Origin of the sequence: Niallia sp. FSL W8-0954 (assembly GCF_038005605.1) — a bacterium.
GTDB classification, from domain to species: Bacteria; Bacillota; Bacilli; order Bacillales; family Cytobacillaceae; genus Niallia; species Niallia circulans_A.
The window spans coordinates 2,314,265-2,330,446 of sequence record NZ_JBBOTN010000001.1; the positions used below are offsets into that span (position 1 = coordinate 2,314,265).

Consider the following 16,182-nt stretch of genomic DNA (forward strand, 5'->3'; position numbering starts at 1 on the left):
ATGAGTATTACATCTGTATTAACAAAAGCTAGTTCAAATAAAAAAAATATACCAGATAATTTTGTAGAAAGCGATATTAGTAGTTACATTGAAGCTGCCAGCAAAGTAATTGCGCCGCTTTGGCCAATTTCTACGTTCGCAGCCCGTCATCCGTGGATGGGACTTGAAAAACAAACCTTTGATCAAGTGGCAGATTGGTTAAAACAGACTCGTGATGTTGATATTTATCCTAGTGCCTCTATGATCCTTTCAGCGAAAAAAAAGGGAGAGATTAAAGAGGTATTTGTTAAACAAGGTCTTAAACAATGGCTTGCATCAAATCCCTTTAATATCCCACAAGATGTGGCAGAGCGTTTTTGCCATGCGGCATTAAATTTGGAACCCATTCCATCCAGCTTGCTCACATCTCATGAATTAAAGAAAAAAGCAGAAGAATATAGGAAGCATCATACAGATTTTGCCCATTATTCGTGTGTGCAGCCAATCAGTTCACATCTACAAAGTAAAGATAAGGAAAGATTAATCAATATACTCGATTACCATGTTATTAAGTGGTGTAAATTATATCTTGATGAGTCGCAGGCTGCCTGGACAATGCCACATCGAGAGGAAGGTTTTTATCGTTCTTGGCGCCGGCTGATTTGTTATGATCCTGCCCTTACAAAAAAACAACGTGAAAGTTTAAAAAAGTGGCCAGAAGAGGCAGAAATAGCCTTGAATAAAGGATTAAATGCTCTTTCTATTCCTGAACCAGAAAAACAGAAATATCTTGAAGCACATTTACTATCTTTGCCTGGATGGGCAGGAATGATGCTCTGGCGTTCTAAACAATCGAGTGAGGAAAATAACCTGCTAACCGAATATTTAGCAGTAAGAATTTCCTTAGAATGGGTGCTTATCAATCCGCAGCTTCCTTTTATTCCGAAAAGCTACGAAAATAATCAGTCCATAGATGGTCTTTTAGCAGCTTTGATTCATTGGGGGAGTCTGTCATTAGAGGAATGGTCTCAGTTGTCTAGTGCACAACAACAAGAATACTTGTTATTTGCAGCAAAATTTGATGAGAAGCTTTGCAGAAAACTCTGGCTGGAAGCTTGGGAGCAAACACATGCTGAACAATTAAGTCAAAAAATTAGTGCGAAACAATTCAGTACAAACGATAAGGCAACAACATTAGCACAATTTGTATTCTGTATAGATGTTCGCTCCGAGCCATTTCGCCGTCAGCTTGAAAAAGAGGGACCATTTGAAACAATAGGAATGGCTGGTTTCTTTGGAGTACCGATAGCTACGAATAAATTAGGAAGCGAACACAGTCACCCATCCTTGCCAATTATGCAAAAGCCATTGCATAAAATCATGGAGAGTACGGATGAGAATGAACTTAAAGCCTTTCAACAACGTCAGCAGACCGTTCATTCCTTTAGCGATACTTTCAAATCGATGAAACAGAATTTACTTGCAAACTTACTATTACCAGAATTAAGTGGTCCTTGGCTAAGTCTCCAAATGGCAGCACGCAGTTTTGTCCCAAAAAGTGCCGATCGCTTCATTCATAATCTACGCAAAAATTGGCTGCGTAAACCAAATACAAAACTGGTTCTTTATCATGTTCATCAAACAGAGAACGGGATACCAATTGGGTTTACCGAGGAAGAGAAAGTTAATTATGCCCGCCAAGCATTAAAAATGATGGGGATAACAGATAATTTCAGCCCGTTAGTTGTTATATGTGGACATGGAAGCCACAGTACTAATAACCCTTATGCATCTTCTCTTGATTGTGGTGCCTGTGGCGGGGCTTCAGGTGGATTCAACGCGCGAGTCTTAGCAACTTTGTGCAACCTGCCTGAAGTAAGAAGAGCATTGTCTTTAGAAGGAATAGACATTCCTAAGGAAACGGTTTTCGCAGCTGCTGAGCATAATACAACCGTTGATGAATTAGACTGGATTTATGTTCCAGAGCTTTCCAAATCAGCACAAGAGGCTTTTCGTCGGATTAAAGCCATTTTGCCAAAAGTAAGCAAACAGGCAAATACAGAGCGTTTAGCTAAAATACCGCATTTCCCATCCCAACGCAAAAATTCTCAGTCTGAGGCCTATTGCTTGGCAGAGGATTGGAGTGTGATCCGTCCCGAATGGGGCTTAGCTGGGAATGCAGCTTTTATAATTGGTCAACGTGATTTAACAAATGGCTGTGACTTGGAAGGAAGAGTCTTTCTTCATAACTATAATTGGCAGAAGGATGAAAGCGGAGAAATCTTAGATAATATTATTTCAGGTCCAGGAACGGTTACTCAATGGATAAATCTAGAATATTACGCATCAACAGTAGCTCCACATTATTATGGAAGTGGCAATAAGGCAACACAAACCGTAACAGCAGGTCTTGGTGTTATGCAGGGGAATGCGAGTGACTTATTAACGGGCTTACCGTGGCAATCTGTTATGCAATCAGATGAAGCTGCATTTCATTCACCACTTCGCTTACTGATTATAATTCAGGCACCAAAAAATTATGTAGAGCGATTATTGCAAACTAATGCTGCGTTTCAAGAAAAAGTCCAAAATGGCTGGGTTCGCTTAGCAAGTGTCAGCCCAGAAGGCGATTGGGAGAATTGGTAAAGGAGGGTTCGAGATGATTTTAGATAAGACAAAAAAAGTATTATTTTTGATGGATGTTAGAGATGGATTGGAATCAATTATAAAAGAGGAAACCAATATACAGCCTGAAAACATGCTAACTATAAAATGCTTTGGTCCTGTTATCTCCAATCCTTTTGGAGATATAATGAGGTCAATTATTATTGCTGTCTTTCAGGAAAAAGTAGAAGAAATTTTTGTTGTCGGAACAAGCAGTGAGGCCGATCGTTTTATTTCGATAGATGGACAATTTAAGTCAAGAATACAGACATTGGATTATCTGTTTCAAAATAGCATGCCTGAATTTACTGGTGAAACGATTAATGAATGGCTAAATGGAAAACAAAATACTGGTGACAATATCAAAAATTGTGTTAAGATGATTTGTCATCATCCATTAGTGCCACCAACGGTAAAAGTGCGAGGTTTACTGATTAATAATCAAGATGGAAAGTCTTCTGTTGTGGAAATAAATACAAATAAAACAGCTTAAAAATGTTGAAATATGCTAATGCTGATGGTGTTGCAAATCAGAATGGTATATATTCATTTCTATATAAGAGGTTTTAATCGATTTGTATTAATTTTAATAATAAAGGATGTTCAAGTTTTAAATCATCTTAGATGGCAAATATAGAAAAATTAGTTTTTATCTGTTTAATAGGGGATGCATAATAAAATGAAATTAACAAAAGGTGCTTGTGAAGCGGAAATAAGTAAAGCAATAACACAATGGGAAAAGGATTTCCTTGGTCGGGGATCCTTATCTGTTAAAACAGATATATTACGCGACATGATCATAGTGAATTTGCAGGGCATTCTAACCCCAGCGGAATATACGGTGTGTGAAACAAAAGAAGGACTATTAACCATTAAGAAAACACGCTCCGAATTAGTGGAATCAGGTGTTGAAGAACTAAAAAAATGTATATTAACCATTACGGGAGAGGAAGTAAAAAGCTTTCATACAGACTTAAGCTCTCGCACAGGTGAACGAGTGATGGTATTTAAATTATATAATAATGTTGAAAATCTCTTTGCGTAAAAGGTTATTATCAATTTTTTTAGAAGAAAATAAAGACATTTAATCAGTCTGCGCATAACTTCTACTTATCTTCTTTCATAAGAAGAATAAAAACCCGAATTGGGTTTTTATTCTTTTTAACTGCCTCATTATTTTATAACAGTGTCGTATATAAAAAGGTCGTCTACCGTTGTAGCCAATGCAACGGCTAAGCTAAATGCTAATTGTAAAGTGGGATCATATTTATCATTTTCAATTGCATTTATCGTTTGTCTTGTCACATTACATAGTTTTGCTAATTCTTCTTGAGATAATTTTGCCGATTTTCTTAATTCTCTAATACGATTTTTCATTTATCCACCATATTTCCTCTTAGATAATAATAATGAAATTAAATATATAACTGAAATTGTAACAAGAAAACTAAATGGTTTCATCCCCTCATAATGGCTGTTCGTCCAAGTTGTTACATAGATAGACTCCATAATCTCTAACAATAAAATCCCGAATACAACTACAAAGGTGTATGATTGTGCTCTCATTTTAATGTAATTTGCTCTTTCATCTCCTAATTTTGGTAATGACACAAGATTCGTTACAATTAATAGAATACATATCGCTAAAATAATAAGTAATAAAGCAACTATCCAATTCATCATTCCATCTCCTTTATTAAAATGTAAAAAGTATTTTACATATTAATTTTATCATGAGTTTAATATATGTCAAATTGTTTTTACATTTTTGTTTGTGACAAATTGAAATAATCATGCAACGAAACAATAGAAATTGAAAGGAAAGTAAGCTCAAGTGGGGGAATGACAGTTACCTCTAGTTTTTTCTGCAACGTCCATGCACCCCTAGTTTGCAGTCAAAGTTAAATAAATAGATCCTCATAGTGTACATTTTGATAATTTTCCATTGATTTTAATAAGCTACATTAAGCAAGTATCATCCCTTTTTCCTCCTTTGCATAGTGACATGATAAATATATGATTATCTCTAGCTAGATGTATCTTTTGTTTATAAATAATTCAATAGTTGGAATATTATGTTATTATTGATATAGAAAGATAATAATAAAGTCTATTTCGGATAGAAACTAAAGAGGTTGTTAGGTAAAAGTATAGGTTGATGAATCAATGGGGGTGGTCAAAGTAGTGGAATCAGAAAAGCGAAAAAAGAAACGTAGTAAATGGGTGAATTATTCAATCGGAGTTGTTGTATTACTAGCAATTATGGGGGGATCTCTTGTTATATATAAGCATTTTATAGTAAAAACAAATAATGATTCCTTTGTGGCAGAAACTAAAGAAGGAGAGATTCTTGATGAAACAGGGAAGGAGAGCATTGATTATTCTTATTGGAACGAAGATCGGGCAATATCAACTCTGCATAAAATGACACACCAAAAAGTGTACGCATCCGATAAGTGGGGCGCAGTGCAAATGACAAATGATAGAGTAAATCGGCTTTATGAAATTGTAAAAAACAGTAGTTTTTCCAATAAAGATAACCTCTTAGGGATTCTGGAAAAATGGAAGGTTGGAGACTTTAGCACGGTTGATAAAGATCATAATTATTTTTGGAAATATCAAGGTGGAAACGTTGGGGAAGCAACTGGCATTATGACTGCAGAGGATGAACAAAGTTTCATAGAAAGTACATTCAAACAGACTCAAAATGATGCCGAGGAATGAGTTCCTCGTTTAAAGATGCCAAATGAAAGGATCCAATAAATGAAAAGGATAATAGTTCCAACTGTTTTTATACTAGGAGTAATCGGAATTCTCGTTCTTTTTCTGCCACGAGAGGGTTTTGATATAGAAATCGAAAATCAAGCAAACAAGGATATATCCGGTTTGTATTTGACCTATGAAAATATTAAAAAAGATATTGAAATTCCAACCATTATGGCAGGAGAAAAAGAAGAATATCAGGTGAGTGTAAAAGATAATTCTTCCGATAACTTTGAAGAAGCAGCATTAAAACTAGTCTATGAAGACAATGAAGGGAATCAACAAACAGAGTATATTATTGGTTATTTTGAAAAGGGGTATTATGGAGAAGCTAAAATTAATATCTTATCTGTTGATGAAAAAGGGAAGCTAGAAATAGAAGTAACTGAAAATACAAAATTATTTTAACAAGTCAAAAGGGTGAAAAATTATGATTCATAAATTAAAAGAATACGTAGAGAATGCAAGTGAAGAAGAAGTAAGGTCATTGTTATTTCTTATTCTGCTACAAATAAGTGTGGAAGAACAGCCAGATGAGGAACTTGCGAAAAATCTAAGAAAAACTTATCAAGATTATTTACAAACTAAAATTGATCAACTAAAGCTTGAAAATAAAAAGGATTATAAGGTCGTACATATTGTTTTTGGTGAATCTGCTGCTGGTAGTTTAAGAATGGCACTTAAAGAAATGGGAGTGCAAGAAGAGGAAAAGGTTATCTATTTTTCAGATGATTTTTCCTTTGGACCATTATGGAAGATAGAGGAGGAAATAGGATTCGCACTTAGGCATAAATGGTTAATAAACCATATTAATTATGATGATGAGTATTTATTTAGCTATAAGAGAAAATTCCATAAAACAATTTTAGAAGTAAAGAATATCAAAGAACAGGCGCATATCATCATTTGGGCAGGTGAAAATGCTAATGAACAAACGGCACAACGCTTTGTTCTTTCTTTATTACAACATAAAACGAATGATATTTTCTTAATTAACCCCTTGGAATACAATAAAGAGATAGCTTCCAAATCGGATGCAGAGGTCCATGCAATACATACTGGCGAGTTTACATCTGAGGAGTTACAAGTCATTTATCAAAAAAATAACTGGAAACAGCCACTTACAAAGAGTGCACGATTAAAGTACATCAATGAGTGGAAGAAGATATCCCAACAGAATAAAAATTTAAGAATCTGGGCGGATAAGAAAATTGATAGTGTTGGCGAAGACTATTACGATAATTATATAATAAAAACAGCTAAATTATTACATAAAGAACAGAATAATGCAGATTTTATAAAATCTGCGCGGCTAATAGGAGAGATTATTGGAAATCTCAATCAAAGGATCGGAGATATTTACTTCGAATATCGATTAATCCGATTAGTATTAAAAGGGATATTTGAACTAGAAGGGGTTCCTAAAGCTATGCGGTATTACAGTGTTAAGCTGCAAGAAGGTTATAGGTAGTAAAATCTTTCATATTGTCAATTAACATAAGGAGAATATCTTATGATAGAGAATGAAGAACAAACAGATATTTTTAATTTAGCAATAAAGAAGCTCTGCAAACTTAATAATATTTCTCCAAGGAAACCGAGATTTGAACTCATTGACAACTTAGTTGTGATAAATAATAAAAACCACTTAAAAGATGGCGTAGATTCCGACTGTTTTTTCATATTGAACTGGGTATACCAAATAATAGCCTCATTAGGAATAAAGTTTCGTCAACAATTAATGCTCTTTCCGAACTCGAGGAGAGTGGCTAGTATAGCTGTTTCTTTTAAAAAGAAGGATTATGATACTTTAAATAGAAATTTAAGGGAAGGAAACATTCCTATTTAATAAAAATATATCCAAACTTAGTGAAACTAAATGCTCCCATAAACGTATGTATAAATATATAAAAAATAACGTTTGAACGGAATTCAAACAACGAAACTAAGTTAGCTGATAGGGGAAAAAATGAATAAAGTTGCAATCTTGATAATCGTTGGCATACTACTACTTATGACAGGAATTTACGTATCTGCTTTTCTATCCGCAAATTGGGTAATGATTGGTACAGCACTCACTGTTGTAGGAGGCATTATGACGGGCGGGAGCTCATACTTCCTAATAAATACAAAAAAATAGCCAGATACCTCAATTCCAGAAGAAAATGCCGATTGACAAAGGGGACAAAATGCCTACTAACAAAGGGGACAAAAATGCCTACTAACAAAGGGAATAAACATCCCAAATTGGAAAACTATTTAATATATGGAATGATTTTTGGATTATTAGCTGGTTCTTTATTAGGTACATTTGCAATGATTTCAGGGCATGTATTTATAGCAATAGGCAGCTACGGAGCAGGAGCTGCTTTAGGAATGCTGGTAGGTACCTTATTATATACCATTAAAAAAGGGCGTAGCTAAATAAAATTTATATTCACTGGAAGAGAAAGCAATTATTCCAATTAGAAATAAGTTTTCTCATTAATTCTTAGATAACTATTGAATATTTGTAAATTAACGGAGGTAACTTTAGTGGAAGATTGTTTAATATGCAATCGGATAGAAATGATTAAAAAAGGAACCAATAAGTATTTCGTCAAAGAACTGGAAACAGGTTATATCGTTATTGGTGATCATCAATATTTTAAGGGCTATACATTATTCCTTTGTAAAGAACATAAAAATGAGTTGCATGAGTTGGATAGTGATTTTAAAGAAAAGTTTCTTGTCGAAATGAGTAGGGTATCAGAAGCAGTATATAAAGCATTTAAGCCTATCAAATTAAATTATGAGCTTTTAGGAAATGGTGATTCTCACATGCACTGGCACATATTCCCAAGGAGCGAACAAGAACCTAATCCAACCCACCCAGTATGGTGGACACCTAGAGACCAAATGTATGCTGAGAATGTGAAACCAAATGCTGAAGAACTATCTGCAATGAAAAAATTATTAGTAAGTGAATTAGATAAGATAATGACGTCATACTAAAAACGAAAACCTGCAAAGAGAAATTAGCACACATAATTTCTCTTTTTTGTTTGGAATAACAAATAGATCTTTCCACTTGAATTTATGATTGAGATATAATCTAAAACCCATTTTAGCGTTATCTTCCAATGATCTTCCTTTTATGTTAATCCACTTTCGCAATTTATCATTCAACAAAATCTTCCCTAAAGACAAGTTTCTTTCTTGACGTGGATGCTATTGTGTGACAAAATAAACTACCGAACGGTTGGTAGTTATATAGGGGAGGTAATTAATTTGAATAAATATTGGATGATGGTTTTTAGTGCTGGAATCGTCGAGGTGGCATGGGTTTCAGGCTTAAAACATGCATCAAATCTTTGGGAATGGAGTGGAACCATTTTCGCAATTGCTATTAGTTTTTATCTAATGATATATACGACAAGATATTTGCCAATTGGAACAGTTTACGCTGTATTTACAGGATTGGGAACTGCTGGAACAGTGATCGCAGAAATAGTTTTATTTAATGAACCAATTAACATAGCAAAAATAATATTGATGCTTGTATTACTAATTGGGGTAATTGGTTTGAAAATAGTAACAGATGAAGCAGCAAATCAAGAGGAGGCTTGAATAGATGGCATGGTTAGCTTTAATTGCAGCAGGTTGTTGTGAGATAATTGGCGTTATAAATATTAAAAGATTAACGATGAAAAAGTGGGATGCTTTCCTTTATTTAATCATTGGGTTTATGTGCAGCTTTGCCTTGTTATCTTATGCAATGAAAACTATATCAATGGGAACGGCATATGGTGTATGGACAGGAATTGGTACAGTTGGTTCTGCTCTATTAGGGATGTTTGTATATGGAGAACCAAAGGATGGCAAAAGAATTTTATTTATATCGATGATACTTGTTGCAGCTGTAGGTTTAAAACTAATCTCGTAAAGGAGAGAGTCCGATGAAAAAAGAAGAAATAAAAAAAGCGGCAATTAAGTTCTTTTTGCAAAATGGCTTTGAAGGAGCCTCTCTTTCAGAAATTGCTGAGGAAGCTGGGATAAAGAAAGCTTCTATTTATTCTCATTTTAAAGGGAAAGATGAATTATTTCTTGAAGTATTAAGGGAAGCAAAAGCAGAAGAGATAAAACGCAAAGCGTATTTTTTTGAAAAAAAAGACAGTCATAATCCCGAAACTTTTCTTTACGAATATTTACTATACACAAAAGAATTGTTCCAAGAAAATGAAATGTTGAAGTTTTGGCTAAGAATGGGATTTTTCCCACCCTTACATTTATATGATGTCATCCAAAGAGAGGTTTTTGAAGCAGAGCAATTTCAAGAAGAACTAATTGGCCAAAAAAGCAGCAAATGGATCAAACATAGCCAAATTCATGTAAAAGATACAAACACTTTTAACCTAGCATTCACAGGGATCATCATGGCTATTATGGTAGAAATAGTTTATTTTCATTCGGAAAAAAGAGTAGATGATAAGCTAGAAGCTTTGTGGGAAGTTTTTTGGAAGGGGGTTTCCAGTTAAATAAGAAAGGAGGGGAAATTATTGCAAAAAAACATTATCATGCATATCCCATTAAATGCACGATAATGATTTTTGCTCCATCGAACCAAAGAATATTGGAGCCAACATGAGATGTGGATTTTAAGCCTCACCAAATCCTACTGCGAATGCTAATAATGTAAAAAACACACCTGCTGCCCCATTTAAAAGCACTCCAAGAATAATATTGCTCCATTTTTTCGAAAAAATAGCAAAGATAATGCCCGAAAGAGATAAAATAGGGAATAGCAAGAAGAAAATTCCTGCGTTTTTGGTGCTGAGAAATAAGGATAATATAATACAAATACCTACCATAAGCAGGGACAACCATCCATTTTTAGTCATTTAAAATTACTCCAGTCATTTATCGCAGTAATGTATTTTACAATATAATCAAACAAAAAAGAGGGTTATTACCAATTAATTTAAATGTTGCATATTTTTTTAGAAAGTTATTATAAAATAGCCCTTTTATGCTCAGGTAAGCGTATTTCTCATGACTATTTTGGTAGTTTTAGCATTGATTTTAACTTTTTTTGTACCATCTAAAGCAAAAACGAAAGAACAAGTTAACAGAGTTTCCTCTTCTCTTATTAAGAACGATGATTTTTTAAATCTTTTGTCGTTACAGTGAAGATCATTGGATGCCCGTAGAAATCCCCATTATTTTCCTTGGTAATCTTAAATCCTTCTTTTTCATAAAATGATATATTAGGATTTCCTTTATAAACCGTTAACGAGAGAGTCCAAGGATCAGAGAATTTATTAACTCCTGTGTTCAATAATTGTCTGCCGATTCCTTGCCCTTGGAAATTTGGATGGATATAGAGGGACTCTAAGTATATATCCTTCTTGCATAAATCTCCTGGAAAAATGTATATCCTGTAATTTCATCCTTACTTTCTGCAACAAGCGTTAAAGAAGAGTAAGTCGTTTATCCATTTCACCATCTGAATAAGCATCATTTAAAACTTTCGCTTGTATTTCTTCTGGAATGATTACACTAAATGTATTTTTCCAAGTGACGACAGCAATTTTCCGGATGGAAGCTATGTCTGATCTATTCATTTCTCTAATAGTATACATACTTATATCATCTCCATTTAATGGTGTTTCCCAATAAATAGTAACATAGATCATTCTCTTAAACTATGTAGAAACTAAAGGTGAGGATATTTATATAGTAATAACGAGGTGTGGAAGAAATAAGTTCAGGATATATGTAGTTTGGCTGATAAGCCCCTAGCTTTGGCTGATAAAAATGAAGTTTGGCTGATAAGCCCCTAGTTTTGGCTGATAAAAATGAAGTTTGGCTGATAAGCTCCTAGTTTTGGCTGATAAAAATGTAGTTTGGCTGATAAGCCCCTAGCTTTGGCTGATAAAAATAAAGTTTGGCTGATAAGCCCCTAGTTTTGGCTGATAAATTCACCAATTTGGCTAATTCACTCCCTGCAATTGCTTAAATCTGCAAGAAGAATGGATGTTTGATCAACAGATGACAGATCCTTTGATAAATTTAAATTAAAAATGGAACCAATGAATGTTTATTTAGAAAAACACATCAAAACTTTTGAACAAATATAAGAAAGACCATTTGATGAGACTTATGTGAGGGATAGAGATAGTTAACTGTTGAGTTTGAATATCTTACTGGCATATATTCTAATTATATTTACAACAAAAGAAAAACTCAGACTTTCAATCATTTTTTCATTAAAAACCACTGGCAGAAGAACTTAGCGCAGAGTTAGATTTATAGAAGTAAAACAGGTGTCTTTGGAAATAATGGCAGTATGATATACTAAATATAACCTATGTAAAAAATTTACTTTTAGTCATAAAGAGAAAATATTTTATTATTTCTTTTTAGTATTTCAATGATATTAACTAGTCTATTTGTAACATTTGTTGCTCTGTATGGTTTCCGAGAACCTTAATAACCCAGTTATATAGTAATAGTGAGAATAACTGCGCATTAAGAGATAAGTGTTTATTTATTGAGGGAGGATAGTTGAATAAGAAATGATTTAATCTCTATTGGTTATATAATTGTAGATTACCTTTGAGGAGGAATAAAGATGCTTCAAATACTGAGAAAATCAGATAATTTAATTATTGTCATACATGAAATCTATGGCATTAATCAACATATAAAGAATTTTTGTGATATATTATCAAATCAGGATTTTGATGTAATTTGCCCAAACTTATTAGAACGGGAACAACCATTTAATTATTCTGAGGAGAAAATTGCCTATCACAATTTTATGGAGACTGTAGGATTCTCCGATGCTGCAGATAAAATAAAGAATTTATTAGCAGGTGTTAAAAATAAATATCAAAAAATATATATTATTGGATTTAGTGTAGGGGCAACGATTGCTTGGTTGTGCAGCGAGGAAGATGGTCTTGATGGGGTTGTGGGGTACTATGGTTCGAGAATAAGGAATTTCACGAAAATAGTACCACTATGTCCTATAATTTTATTCTTTCCTCAAGAGGAGCAATCATTTAATGTGGATGAGTTAATTTTAAATTTAGATAAAAAGAATATAGAAGTACATAAATATTTTGGACATCACGGATTTAGCGACCCATACTCTATAAAATTTAATGAGAAATCATCCCAACAAGCTTTCAATGAAATGCTAAACTTCTTAAAGAAACATTGATTTATTAAACAAGGTTGATATTCATCTAAAGGGGCAAGTTCAAGAAGGATTTTTATTGGTTATTCAATAATCGAGCCTTATTTTGAATAGCATTCTTTTATGAAATGTTACCAAAAGAAGATTTTGGGACTTTGAAATATTTATTCGAGGTTCTCGCAAATAAATGCGAATAAATATATGGGGTGGTACAATTGCTAAAACAGAAATTAGAAATTTTAGAGCATCAATAGAAATTTATAGATTTATACAAAAATTAGAAAATTTTAATGAAAATCTGCTTAGAAAACCAATTGGAGAAGGAAAATGGTATGTTATAGAAATCATAGGTCACTTTTATGCTTGGGATAAATTTGTTTTACAATACAGAATTCCATATTTATTATCAGCTAAAGATTTGCCAAAAGGTCCTAAAGCTGATGATTTAAACTCTCAATCTGCATTAATTGCTAGAACCGAAGATATAGAGAGTACCTTTAAAAAGTGCATACATATTCGATACGATTTAATTAATCAGTTAAGCAACATATCTGATGATAATTGGTTAATTGAATTACAGATTAATCAATCTAAACTAACACTTTATGAGTACTTAAAAGGACTAATAGAACTGCGTTAGGATAAAAGACGTAGAGGAAAAAACATTGGAGTTGTATGTAATGAATATCAAACTTAATAAAGCTATAGATCTACGGAAAAATGGAAAGCTCAAAGAATCTAACGAACTGATTGGTGAATTGGTAAGGGATTTCCCAGAGGATGCTATATATAATTATCAATATGCCTGGAGCTTTGATATATTGGGAGAAGAAGAAAAGGCAGTGCCATATTACGAAAATGCTATAAAAATAGGATTACCTTCTAAGGATATGGAAGGTGCAATATTGGGATTAGGGAGTACATATAGAGCTTTAGGAGAATATGAAAATTCAAAAGATGTATTCTTAAAAGGAATGGAATTATTCCCAGATAATCATGCAATTCAAGTATTTTATTCCATGACCTTATACAATTTAAAAGAACATAGTAAAGCGATGGAGCTGATACTAAAGTGTTTAATTAATACGACAAATGACACTGAATTACTAAGTTATAAAAGAGCTATAAATTTCTATTCAGATAAACTAGATGAAACTTGGAAGTAATTTATATATTCAACAAAGTTTTGCATCCTTTCCTTAAACAAGGAGAGGACTGCTCTATGTCACAAAAGGGACAGTTTAGCTAATAAAAAACTTTTTTATAAAAGAATAATGGATACCGTAAAAATCATAAGGTACCCATTGAAGAAAATTTATTTAGCTTCCACTTCACTAATAAATGCATGCGTATTGCCTTCTGTATCTTTAAAGAAAGTCATCCAAGTTTCCATTCCACTCATCTTTGCCACAATATGTGGTTCGTCTACAAAGGATATTTAGAAATGCTATTTTAAATATGTACAATAATGCTTGGATAAATATGTACAAATTTGCTTTCATTTTACATACTAGTCTTGAGGTGACTAGTCATGTATATATCATTAAATGTCGATGTTAATTTTGAGATTAATAGTCTTTCAGACTTACCAAAATTCAAACAAATAATGGAGCATATGAAAATGAAAATTAATAAGAGTAAATTGGCTGAAGAACTTGGAGTAGATCGACGAACAGTTGAGAAATATCTAAATGGTTTTGTCCCCAAGAGGACAAGAAAAAAGTCCTCAAAAATTGATGAATATTATGAAGTGATCGCTGCTCTTTTATCTGAGGATTCTAAACAGGTGTTTTATTATCGGCGGGTGCTTTGGCAGTACTTAAAGGATAATCACGGTTTAGACTGTGGTGCTTCGACCTTTCGAGCCTATATCGCTCGAATACCTGAATTTAATGCTTACTTTGTGGAGGACAAACGTATTGCTTCTCCGAAGGGGACGGTTCGCTATGAAACTCCGCCAGGTAAACAAGCTCAATTAGATTGGAAGGAAAATATTCAATATGAAACAAAAGATGGCGAGCAGGTCGAGATCAATGTAGCTGCGCTTATTCTATCTACTTCAAGATTGCGAGTATTCCACTTGAGTATTTCCAAGTCACAAAGTACGCTGTTTTCCTTTCTAACAGAAGCTTTTGAAACGTTTGGCGGTGTTCCTGAGGAACTCCTTACGGATAATATGAAAACAGTGATGGATGAAGCAAGAACGGAACATTATCCGGGTAAAGTGAATGCAAAGTTTGAGCAATTCGCAAAAGACTTTGGCTTTAAAGTGAAAGCCTGTATCGCTGGCAGACCAAGGACAAAGGGAAAAGTCGAAACGACAATGAAATTGTTAGACGAAATTCATGCCTATCAAGGACAATTCTCTTTAGAGGAACTGCATCAATTTATACAAGAGTTAGCCAACAGAGTGAATCACCAGATTCACCAAGGGACAGGAAGAATACCAATGATTGAATATAAAAAAGAAAGGAACCACTTACTCCAGCTACCAACTGATAAAGTAAGAGATTCCTATCGCATTAAGCACACACAAGTAAAAGTCAATGCATCCAACATGATCTCCTACAAATCAAACCAGTATTCCGTACCACCAGAATATCAAGGAAAGAAAGTAGGTTTACAAGTGTATGATAACAACTTATGGATTTATTATAACATGAAACTTATTGCACAGCATCCAATCAGCAAAGCGAAGCTAAATTATCAGGAAGCACATTATAAAGCAGGTTTGGCTGTTTCAGCCCCTTACTATAACTATCCGGAAATCGATGATTTGGCAAAGAAAAATCTAGCAACGATTGGAGAAGTGTATAAATAATGAATCTATCCACTAATTATCAACAATTATTAAGAAACCTAGAGTATCTAAAGCTGAAGCAAATGACTCTACATTTAAATGAAGTAATTGATTTCGGAGTCCAGAACCAGCTGTCATTTATTGATACGTTAATCAAGTTAACCAACTATGAAATTGATGTGCGAGAACAAAATATGACGCAGTCGATGGTAAAGGTGGCTGCATTTCCACATATGAAAGAAATAAAAGATTTTGATTTCACTTTCCAAACCTCAGTCAATCAGCAACAGATTCAAGATTTTCTAACCTTTCGCTTTATTGAAGAGAACGAGAATATTGTTTTCTTAGGACCAAGTGGTGTTGGCAAAACACACTTGGCCACCGCCATAGGGATTGCGGCAGCAAAGAAAAGAACAAGTACCTATTTCATTAAATGCCATGATTTAATTCAGAATTTAAGACGAGCACGATTGGAGAACCGCTTAGAAACTCGTCTAAAACATTATACAAAATATAAACTATTAATCATTGATGAGATTGGTTATTTGCCAATTGATCAAGAAGATGCGAAATTATTTTTCCAACTGATTGACATGCGATATGAAAAGCGCAGTACGATCTTAACAACGAACGTAAACTTTAAGGCATGGGATGAAGTATTTCAGGAGCCTAAGCTGGCAAATGCCATCTTAGATCGCATCTTACACCATGCGAAGGTTGTGACAATGGTGGGAAATTCCTATCGTTTAAAGGATCATTTAGTGCAAGAAAACGAGTGATTTTGTACATCCTT

At 33.7% G+C, this 16,182-nt stretch carries 23 protein-coding genes and 1 pseudogene; 18 read left to right on the forward strand and 6 right to left on the reverse strand.

Going from position 1 to position 16,182, the window contains the following annotated elements:
• The 3 genes from NX902_RS11305 to NX902_RS11315 all read left to right on the forward strand — a co-directional run bounded on the left by NX902_RS11305 (nucleotide 1) and on the right by NX902_RS11315 (nucleotide 3,688).
• Nucleotides 1-2,625, forward strand: a complete 2,625-nt coding sequence (locus tag NX902_RS11305; protein ID WP_172859161.1) for a DUF2309 domain-containing protein — start codon at nucleotides 1-3, stop codon at nucleotides 2,623-2,625.
• Nucleotides 2,626-2,638: 13 nt separating this feature from the next.
• Nucleotides 2,639-3,136 carry a carbonic anhydrase gene (locus NX902_RS11310; RefSeq protein ID WP_095328411.1) on the forward strand — a complete coding sequence of 166 codons (498 nt, stop codon included), beginning with the start codon at nucleotides 2,639-2,641 and terminating at the stop codon, nucleotides 3,134-3,136.
• A gap of 186 nt (nucleotides 3,137-3,322) precedes the next feature.
• Nucleotides 3,323-3,688 carry a DUF2294 domain-containing protein gene (locus tag NX902_RS11315; protein ID WP_047940244.1) on the forward strand — a complete coding sequence of 122 codons (366 nt, stop codon included), beginning with the start codon at nucleotides 3,323-3,325 and terminating at the stop codon, nucleotides 3,686-3,688.
• 128 nt (nucleotides 3,689-3,816) lie between these two features.
• Here NX902_RS11315 and NX902_RS11320 read toward each other — a convergent pair whose 3' ends face one another.
• Both NX902_RS11320 and NX902_RS11325 read right to left on the reverse strand, forming a co-directional pair.
• The gene (locus tag NX902_RS11320; protein WP_095328412.1) at nucleotides 3,817-4,020 is read right to left on the reverse strand and encodes a helix-turn-helix transcriptional regulator; all 204 of its coding nucleotides are present in this window, start codon (nucleotides 4,018-4,020) and stop codon (nucleotides 3,817-3,819) included.
• Entirely contained in the window at nucleotides 4,021-4,323 is a 303-nt protein-coding gene (locus NX902_RS11325) for a DUF2178 domain-containing protein (protein WP_341160732.1), read from the reverse strand. It abuts the gene before it with no gap.
• Between the two features lie 504 nt (nucleotides 4,324-4,827).
• Between NX902_RS11325 and NX902_RS11330 the strand changes: the two genes are divergently transcribed.
• The 10 genes from NX902_RS11330 (at nucleotide 4,828) to NX902_RS11375 (ending at nucleotide 9,923) form a co-directional block, all read left to right on the forward strand.
• The gene (locus tag NX902_RS11330; protein WP_171509586.1) at nucleotides 4,828-5,367 is read left to right on the forward strand and encodes a DUF6241 domain-containing protein; all 540 of its coding nucleotides are present in this window, start codon (nucleotides 4,828-4,830) and stop codon (nucleotides 5,365-5,367) included.
• 39 nt (nucleotides 5,368-5,406) lie between these two features.
• Nucleotides 5,407-5,814, forward strand: coding sequence for a hypothetical protein (locus tag NX902_RS11335; protein WP_217279888.1), 408 nt, complete (start codon nucleotides 5,407-5,409; stop codon nucleotides 5,812-5,814).
• Between the two features lie 22 nt (nucleotides 5,815-5,836).
• Entirely contained in the window at nucleotides 5,837-6,877 is a 1,041-nt protein-coding gene (locus NX902_RS11340; protein WP_095328415.1) for a DUF1835 domain-containing protein, read from the forward strand.
• 42 nt (nucleotides 6,878-6,919) lie between these two features.
• Nucleotides 6,920-7,255: a hypothetical protein gene (locus NX902_RS11345; protein WP_123257588.1), complete on the forward strand. Its 336-nt coding sequence runs from the start codon at nucleotides 6,920-6,922 to the stop codon at nucleotides 7,253-7,255.
• Between the two features lie 120 nt (nucleotides 7,256-7,375).
• Nucleotides 7,376-7,546 (forward strand): hypothetical protein, encoded by a 171-nt coding sequence (locus NX902_RS11350; RefSeq protein ID WP_164463628.1) that lies wholly within the window; start codon nucleotides 7,376-7,378, stop codon nucleotides 7,544-7,546.
• Nucleotides 7,547-7,620: 74 nt separating this feature from the next.
• A complete protein-coding gene (locus tag NX902_RS11355; RefSeq protein ID WP_095328417.1) occupies nucleotides 7,621-7,830 on the forward strand; it encodes a hypothetical protein in 210 nt (69 codons plus the stop codon).
• A 111-nt stretch (nucleotides 7,831-7,941) separates the two neighbouring features.
• The gene (locus NX902_RS11360; RefSeq protein WP_235850188.1) at nucleotides 7,942-8,400 is read left to right on the forward strand and encodes an HIT family protein; all 459 of its coding nucleotides are present in this window, start codon (nucleotides 7,942-7,944) and stop codon (nucleotides 8,398-8,400) included.
• A 276-nt stretch (nucleotides 8,401-8,676) separates the two neighbouring features.
• Nucleotides 8,677-9,015, forward strand: coding sequence for a DMT family transporter (locus NX902_RS11365; RefSeq protein WP_095328419.1), 339 nt, complete (start codon nucleotides 8,677-8,679; stop codon nucleotides 9,013-9,015).
• A 4-nt stretch (nucleotides 9,016-9,019) separates the two neighbouring features.
• Nucleotides 9,020-9,331, forward strand: coding sequence for a DMT family transporter (locus NX902_RS11370; protein WP_095328420.1), 312 nt, complete (start codon nucleotides 9,020-9,022; stop codon nucleotides 9,329-9,331).
• A gap of 13 nt (nucleotides 9,332-9,344) precedes the next feature.
• Nucleotides 9,345-9,923: a TetR/AcrR family transcriptional regulator gene (locus tag NX902_RS11375; protein ID WP_095328421.1), complete on the forward strand. Its 579-nt coding sequence runs from the start codon at nucleotides 9,345-9,347 to the stop codon at nucleotides 9,921-9,923.
• A 120-nt stretch (nucleotides 9,924-10,043) separates the two neighbouring features.
• Here NX902_RS11375 and NX902_RS11380 read toward each other — a convergent pair whose 3' ends face one another.
• From NX902_RS11380 to NX902_RS11390, 3 genes are all read right to left on the reverse strand, one after another.
• Nucleotides 10,044-10,286 carry a hypothetical protein gene (locus tag NX902_RS11380; RefSeq protein WP_123257589.1) on the reverse strand — a complete coding sequence of 81 codons (243 nt, stop codon included), beginning with the start codon at nucleotides 10,284-10,286 and terminating at the stop codon, nucleotides 10,044-10,046.
• 248 nt (nucleotides 10,287-10,534) lie between these two features.
• Nucleotides 10,535-10,822 carry a GNAT family N-acetyltransferase gene (locus NX902_RS11385; protein ID WP_163188537.1) on the reverse strand — a complete coding sequence of 96 codons (288 nt, stop codon included), beginning with the start codon at nucleotides 10,820-10,822 and terminating at the stop codon, nucleotides 10,535-10,537.
• A 34-nt stretch (nucleotides 10,823-10,856) separates the two neighbouring features.
• Nucleotides 10,857-11,027: a hypothetical protein gene (locus NX902_RS11390; protein ID WP_163188533.1), complete on the reverse strand. Its 171-nt coding sequence runs from the start codon at nucleotides 11,025-11,027 to the stop codon at nucleotides 10,857-10,859.
• Nucleotides 11,028-12,019: 992 nt separating this feature from the next.
• On the opposite strand from NX902_RS11390, the gene NX902_RS11395 reads away from it, so the two are divergent.
• The 3 genes from NX902_RS11395 to NX902_RS11405 all read left to right on the forward strand — a co-directional run bounded on the left by NX902_RS11395 (nucleotide 12,020) and on the right by NX902_RS11405 (nucleotide 13,755).
• The gene (locus NX902_RS11395) at nucleotides 12,020-12,613 is read left to right on the forward strand and encodes a dienelactone hydrolase family protein (protein WP_095328425.1); all 594 of its coding nucleotides are present in this window, start codon (nucleotides 12,020-12,022) and stop codon (nucleotides 12,611-12,613) included.
• Nucleotides 12,614-12,776: 163 nt separating this feature from the next.
• Entirely contained in the window at nucleotides 12,777-13,229 is a 453-nt protein-coding gene (locus NX902_RS11400; protein WP_171509588.1) for a hypothetical protein, read from the forward strand.
• 40 nt (nucleotides 13,230-13,269) lie between these two features.
• Nucleotides 13,270-13,755: a tetratricopeptide repeat protein gene (locus NX902_RS11405; protein ID WP_095328427.1), complete on the forward strand. Its 486-nt coding sequence runs from the start codon at nucleotides 13,270-13,272 to the stop codon at nucleotides 13,753-13,755.
• A 149-nt stretch (nucleotides 13,756-13,904) separates the two neighbouring features.
• Here the strand turns inward: NX902_RS11405 and NX902_RS11410 are convergent.
• Nucleotides 13,905-14,027, reverse strand: a pseudogene (locus NX902_RS11410) (VOC family protein); the annotation flags it as partial.
• A 93-nt stretch (nucleotides 14,028-14,120) separates the two neighbouring features.
• Between NX902_RS11410 and istA the strand changes: the two are divergent.
• Nucleotides 14,121-15,410 (forward strand): IS21 family transposase, encoded by a 1,290-nt coding sequence (istA, locus tag NX902_RS11415; RefSeq protein WP_061801336.1) that lies wholly within the window; start codon nucleotides 14,121-14,123, stop codon nucleotides 15,408-15,410.
• Nucleotides 15,410-16,168 carry an IS21-like element helper ATPase IstB gene (gene istB / locus NX902_RS11420; protein ID WP_061801337.1) on the forward strand — a complete coding sequence of 253 codons (759 nt, stop codon included), beginning with the start codon at nucleotides 15,410-15,412 and terminating at the stop codon, nucleotides 16,166-16,168. Before istA ends, istB begins: the two co-directional genes overlap by 1 nt.
• The last annotated feature ends 14 nt before the right edge of the window (nucleotides 16,169-16,182 follow it).

Excerpts from the sequence above, each read along its gene's own strand:
- NX902_RS11305 (WP_172859161.1), top strand. The coding sequence starts at position 1 with ATGAGTATTACATCTGTATTAACAAAAGCTAGTTCAAATAAAAAAAAT.
- NX902_RS11310 (WP_095328411.1), top strand. The coding sequence starts at position 2,639 with ATGATTTTAGATAAGACAAAAAAAGTATTATTTTTGATGGATGTTAGA.
- NX902_RS11315 (WP_047940244.1), top strand. The coding sequence starts at position 3,323 with ATGAAATTAACAAAAGGTGCTTGTGAAGCGGAAATAAGTAAAGCAATA.
- NX902_RS11320 (WP_095328412.1), bottom strand. The coding sequence starts at position 4,020 with ATGAAAAATCGTATTAGAGAATTAAGAAAATCGGCAAAATTATCTCAA.
- NX902_RS11325 (WP_341160732.1), bottom strand. The coding sequence starts at position 4,323 with ATGAATTGGATAGTTGCTTTATTACTTATTATTTTAGCGATATGTATT.
- NX902_RS11335 (WP_217279888.1), top strand. The coding sequence starts at position 5,407 with ATGAAAAGGATAATAGTTCCAACTGTTTTTATACTAGGAGTAATCGGA.
- NX902_RS11340 (WP_095328415.1), top strand. The coding sequence starts at position 5,837 with ATGATTCATAAATTAAAAGAATACGTAGAGAATGCAAGTGAAGAAGAA.
- NX902_RS11345 (WP_123257588.1), top strand. The coding sequence starts at position 6,920 with ATGATAGAGAATGAAGAACAAACAGATATTTTTAATTTAGCAATAAAG.
- NX902_RS11350 (WP_164463628.1), top strand. The coding sequence starts at position 7,376 with ATGAATAAAGTTGCAATCTTGATAATCGTTGGCATACTACTACTTATG.
- NX902_RS11355 (WP_095328417.1), top strand. The coding sequence starts at position 7,621 with ATGCCTACTAACAAAGGGAATAAACATCCCAAATTGGAAAACTATTTA.
- NX902_RS11370 (WP_095328420.1), top strand. The coding sequence starts at position 9,020 with ATGGCATGGTTAGCTTTAATTGCAGCAGGTTGTTGTGAGATAATTGGC.
- NX902_RS11375 (WP_095328421.1), top strand. The coding sequence starts at position 9,345 with ATGAAAAAAGAAGAAATAAAAAAAGCGGCAATTAAGTTCTTTTTGCAA.
- NX902_RS11380 (WP_123257589.1), bottom strand. The coding sequence starts at position 10,286 with ATGACTAAAAATGGATGGTTGTCCCTGCTTATGGTAGGTATTTGTATT.
- NX902_RS11390 (WP_163188533.1), bottom strand. The coding sequence starts at position 11,027 with ATGTATACTATTAGAGAAATGAATAGATCAGACATAGCTTCCATCCGG.
- NX902_RS11395 (WP_095328425.1), top strand. The coding sequence starts at position 12,020 with ATGCTTCAAATACTGAGAAAATCAGATAATTTAATTATTGTCATACAT.
- NX902_RS11400 (WP_171509588.1), top strand. The coding sequence starts at position 12,777 with ATGCGAATAAATATATGGGGTGGTACAATTGCTAAAACAGAAATTAGA.
- NX902_RS11405 (WP_095328427.1), top strand. The coding sequence starts at position 13,270 with ATGAATATCAAACTTAATAAAGCTATAGATCTACGGAAAAATGGAAAG.
- istA (WP_061801336.1), top strand. The coding sequence starts at position 14,121 with ATGTATATATCATTAAATGTCGATGTTAATTTTGAGATTAATAGTCTT.
- istB (WP_061801337.1), top strand. The coding sequence starts at position 15,410 with ATGAATCTATCCACTAATTATCAACAATTATTAAGAAACCTAGAGTAT.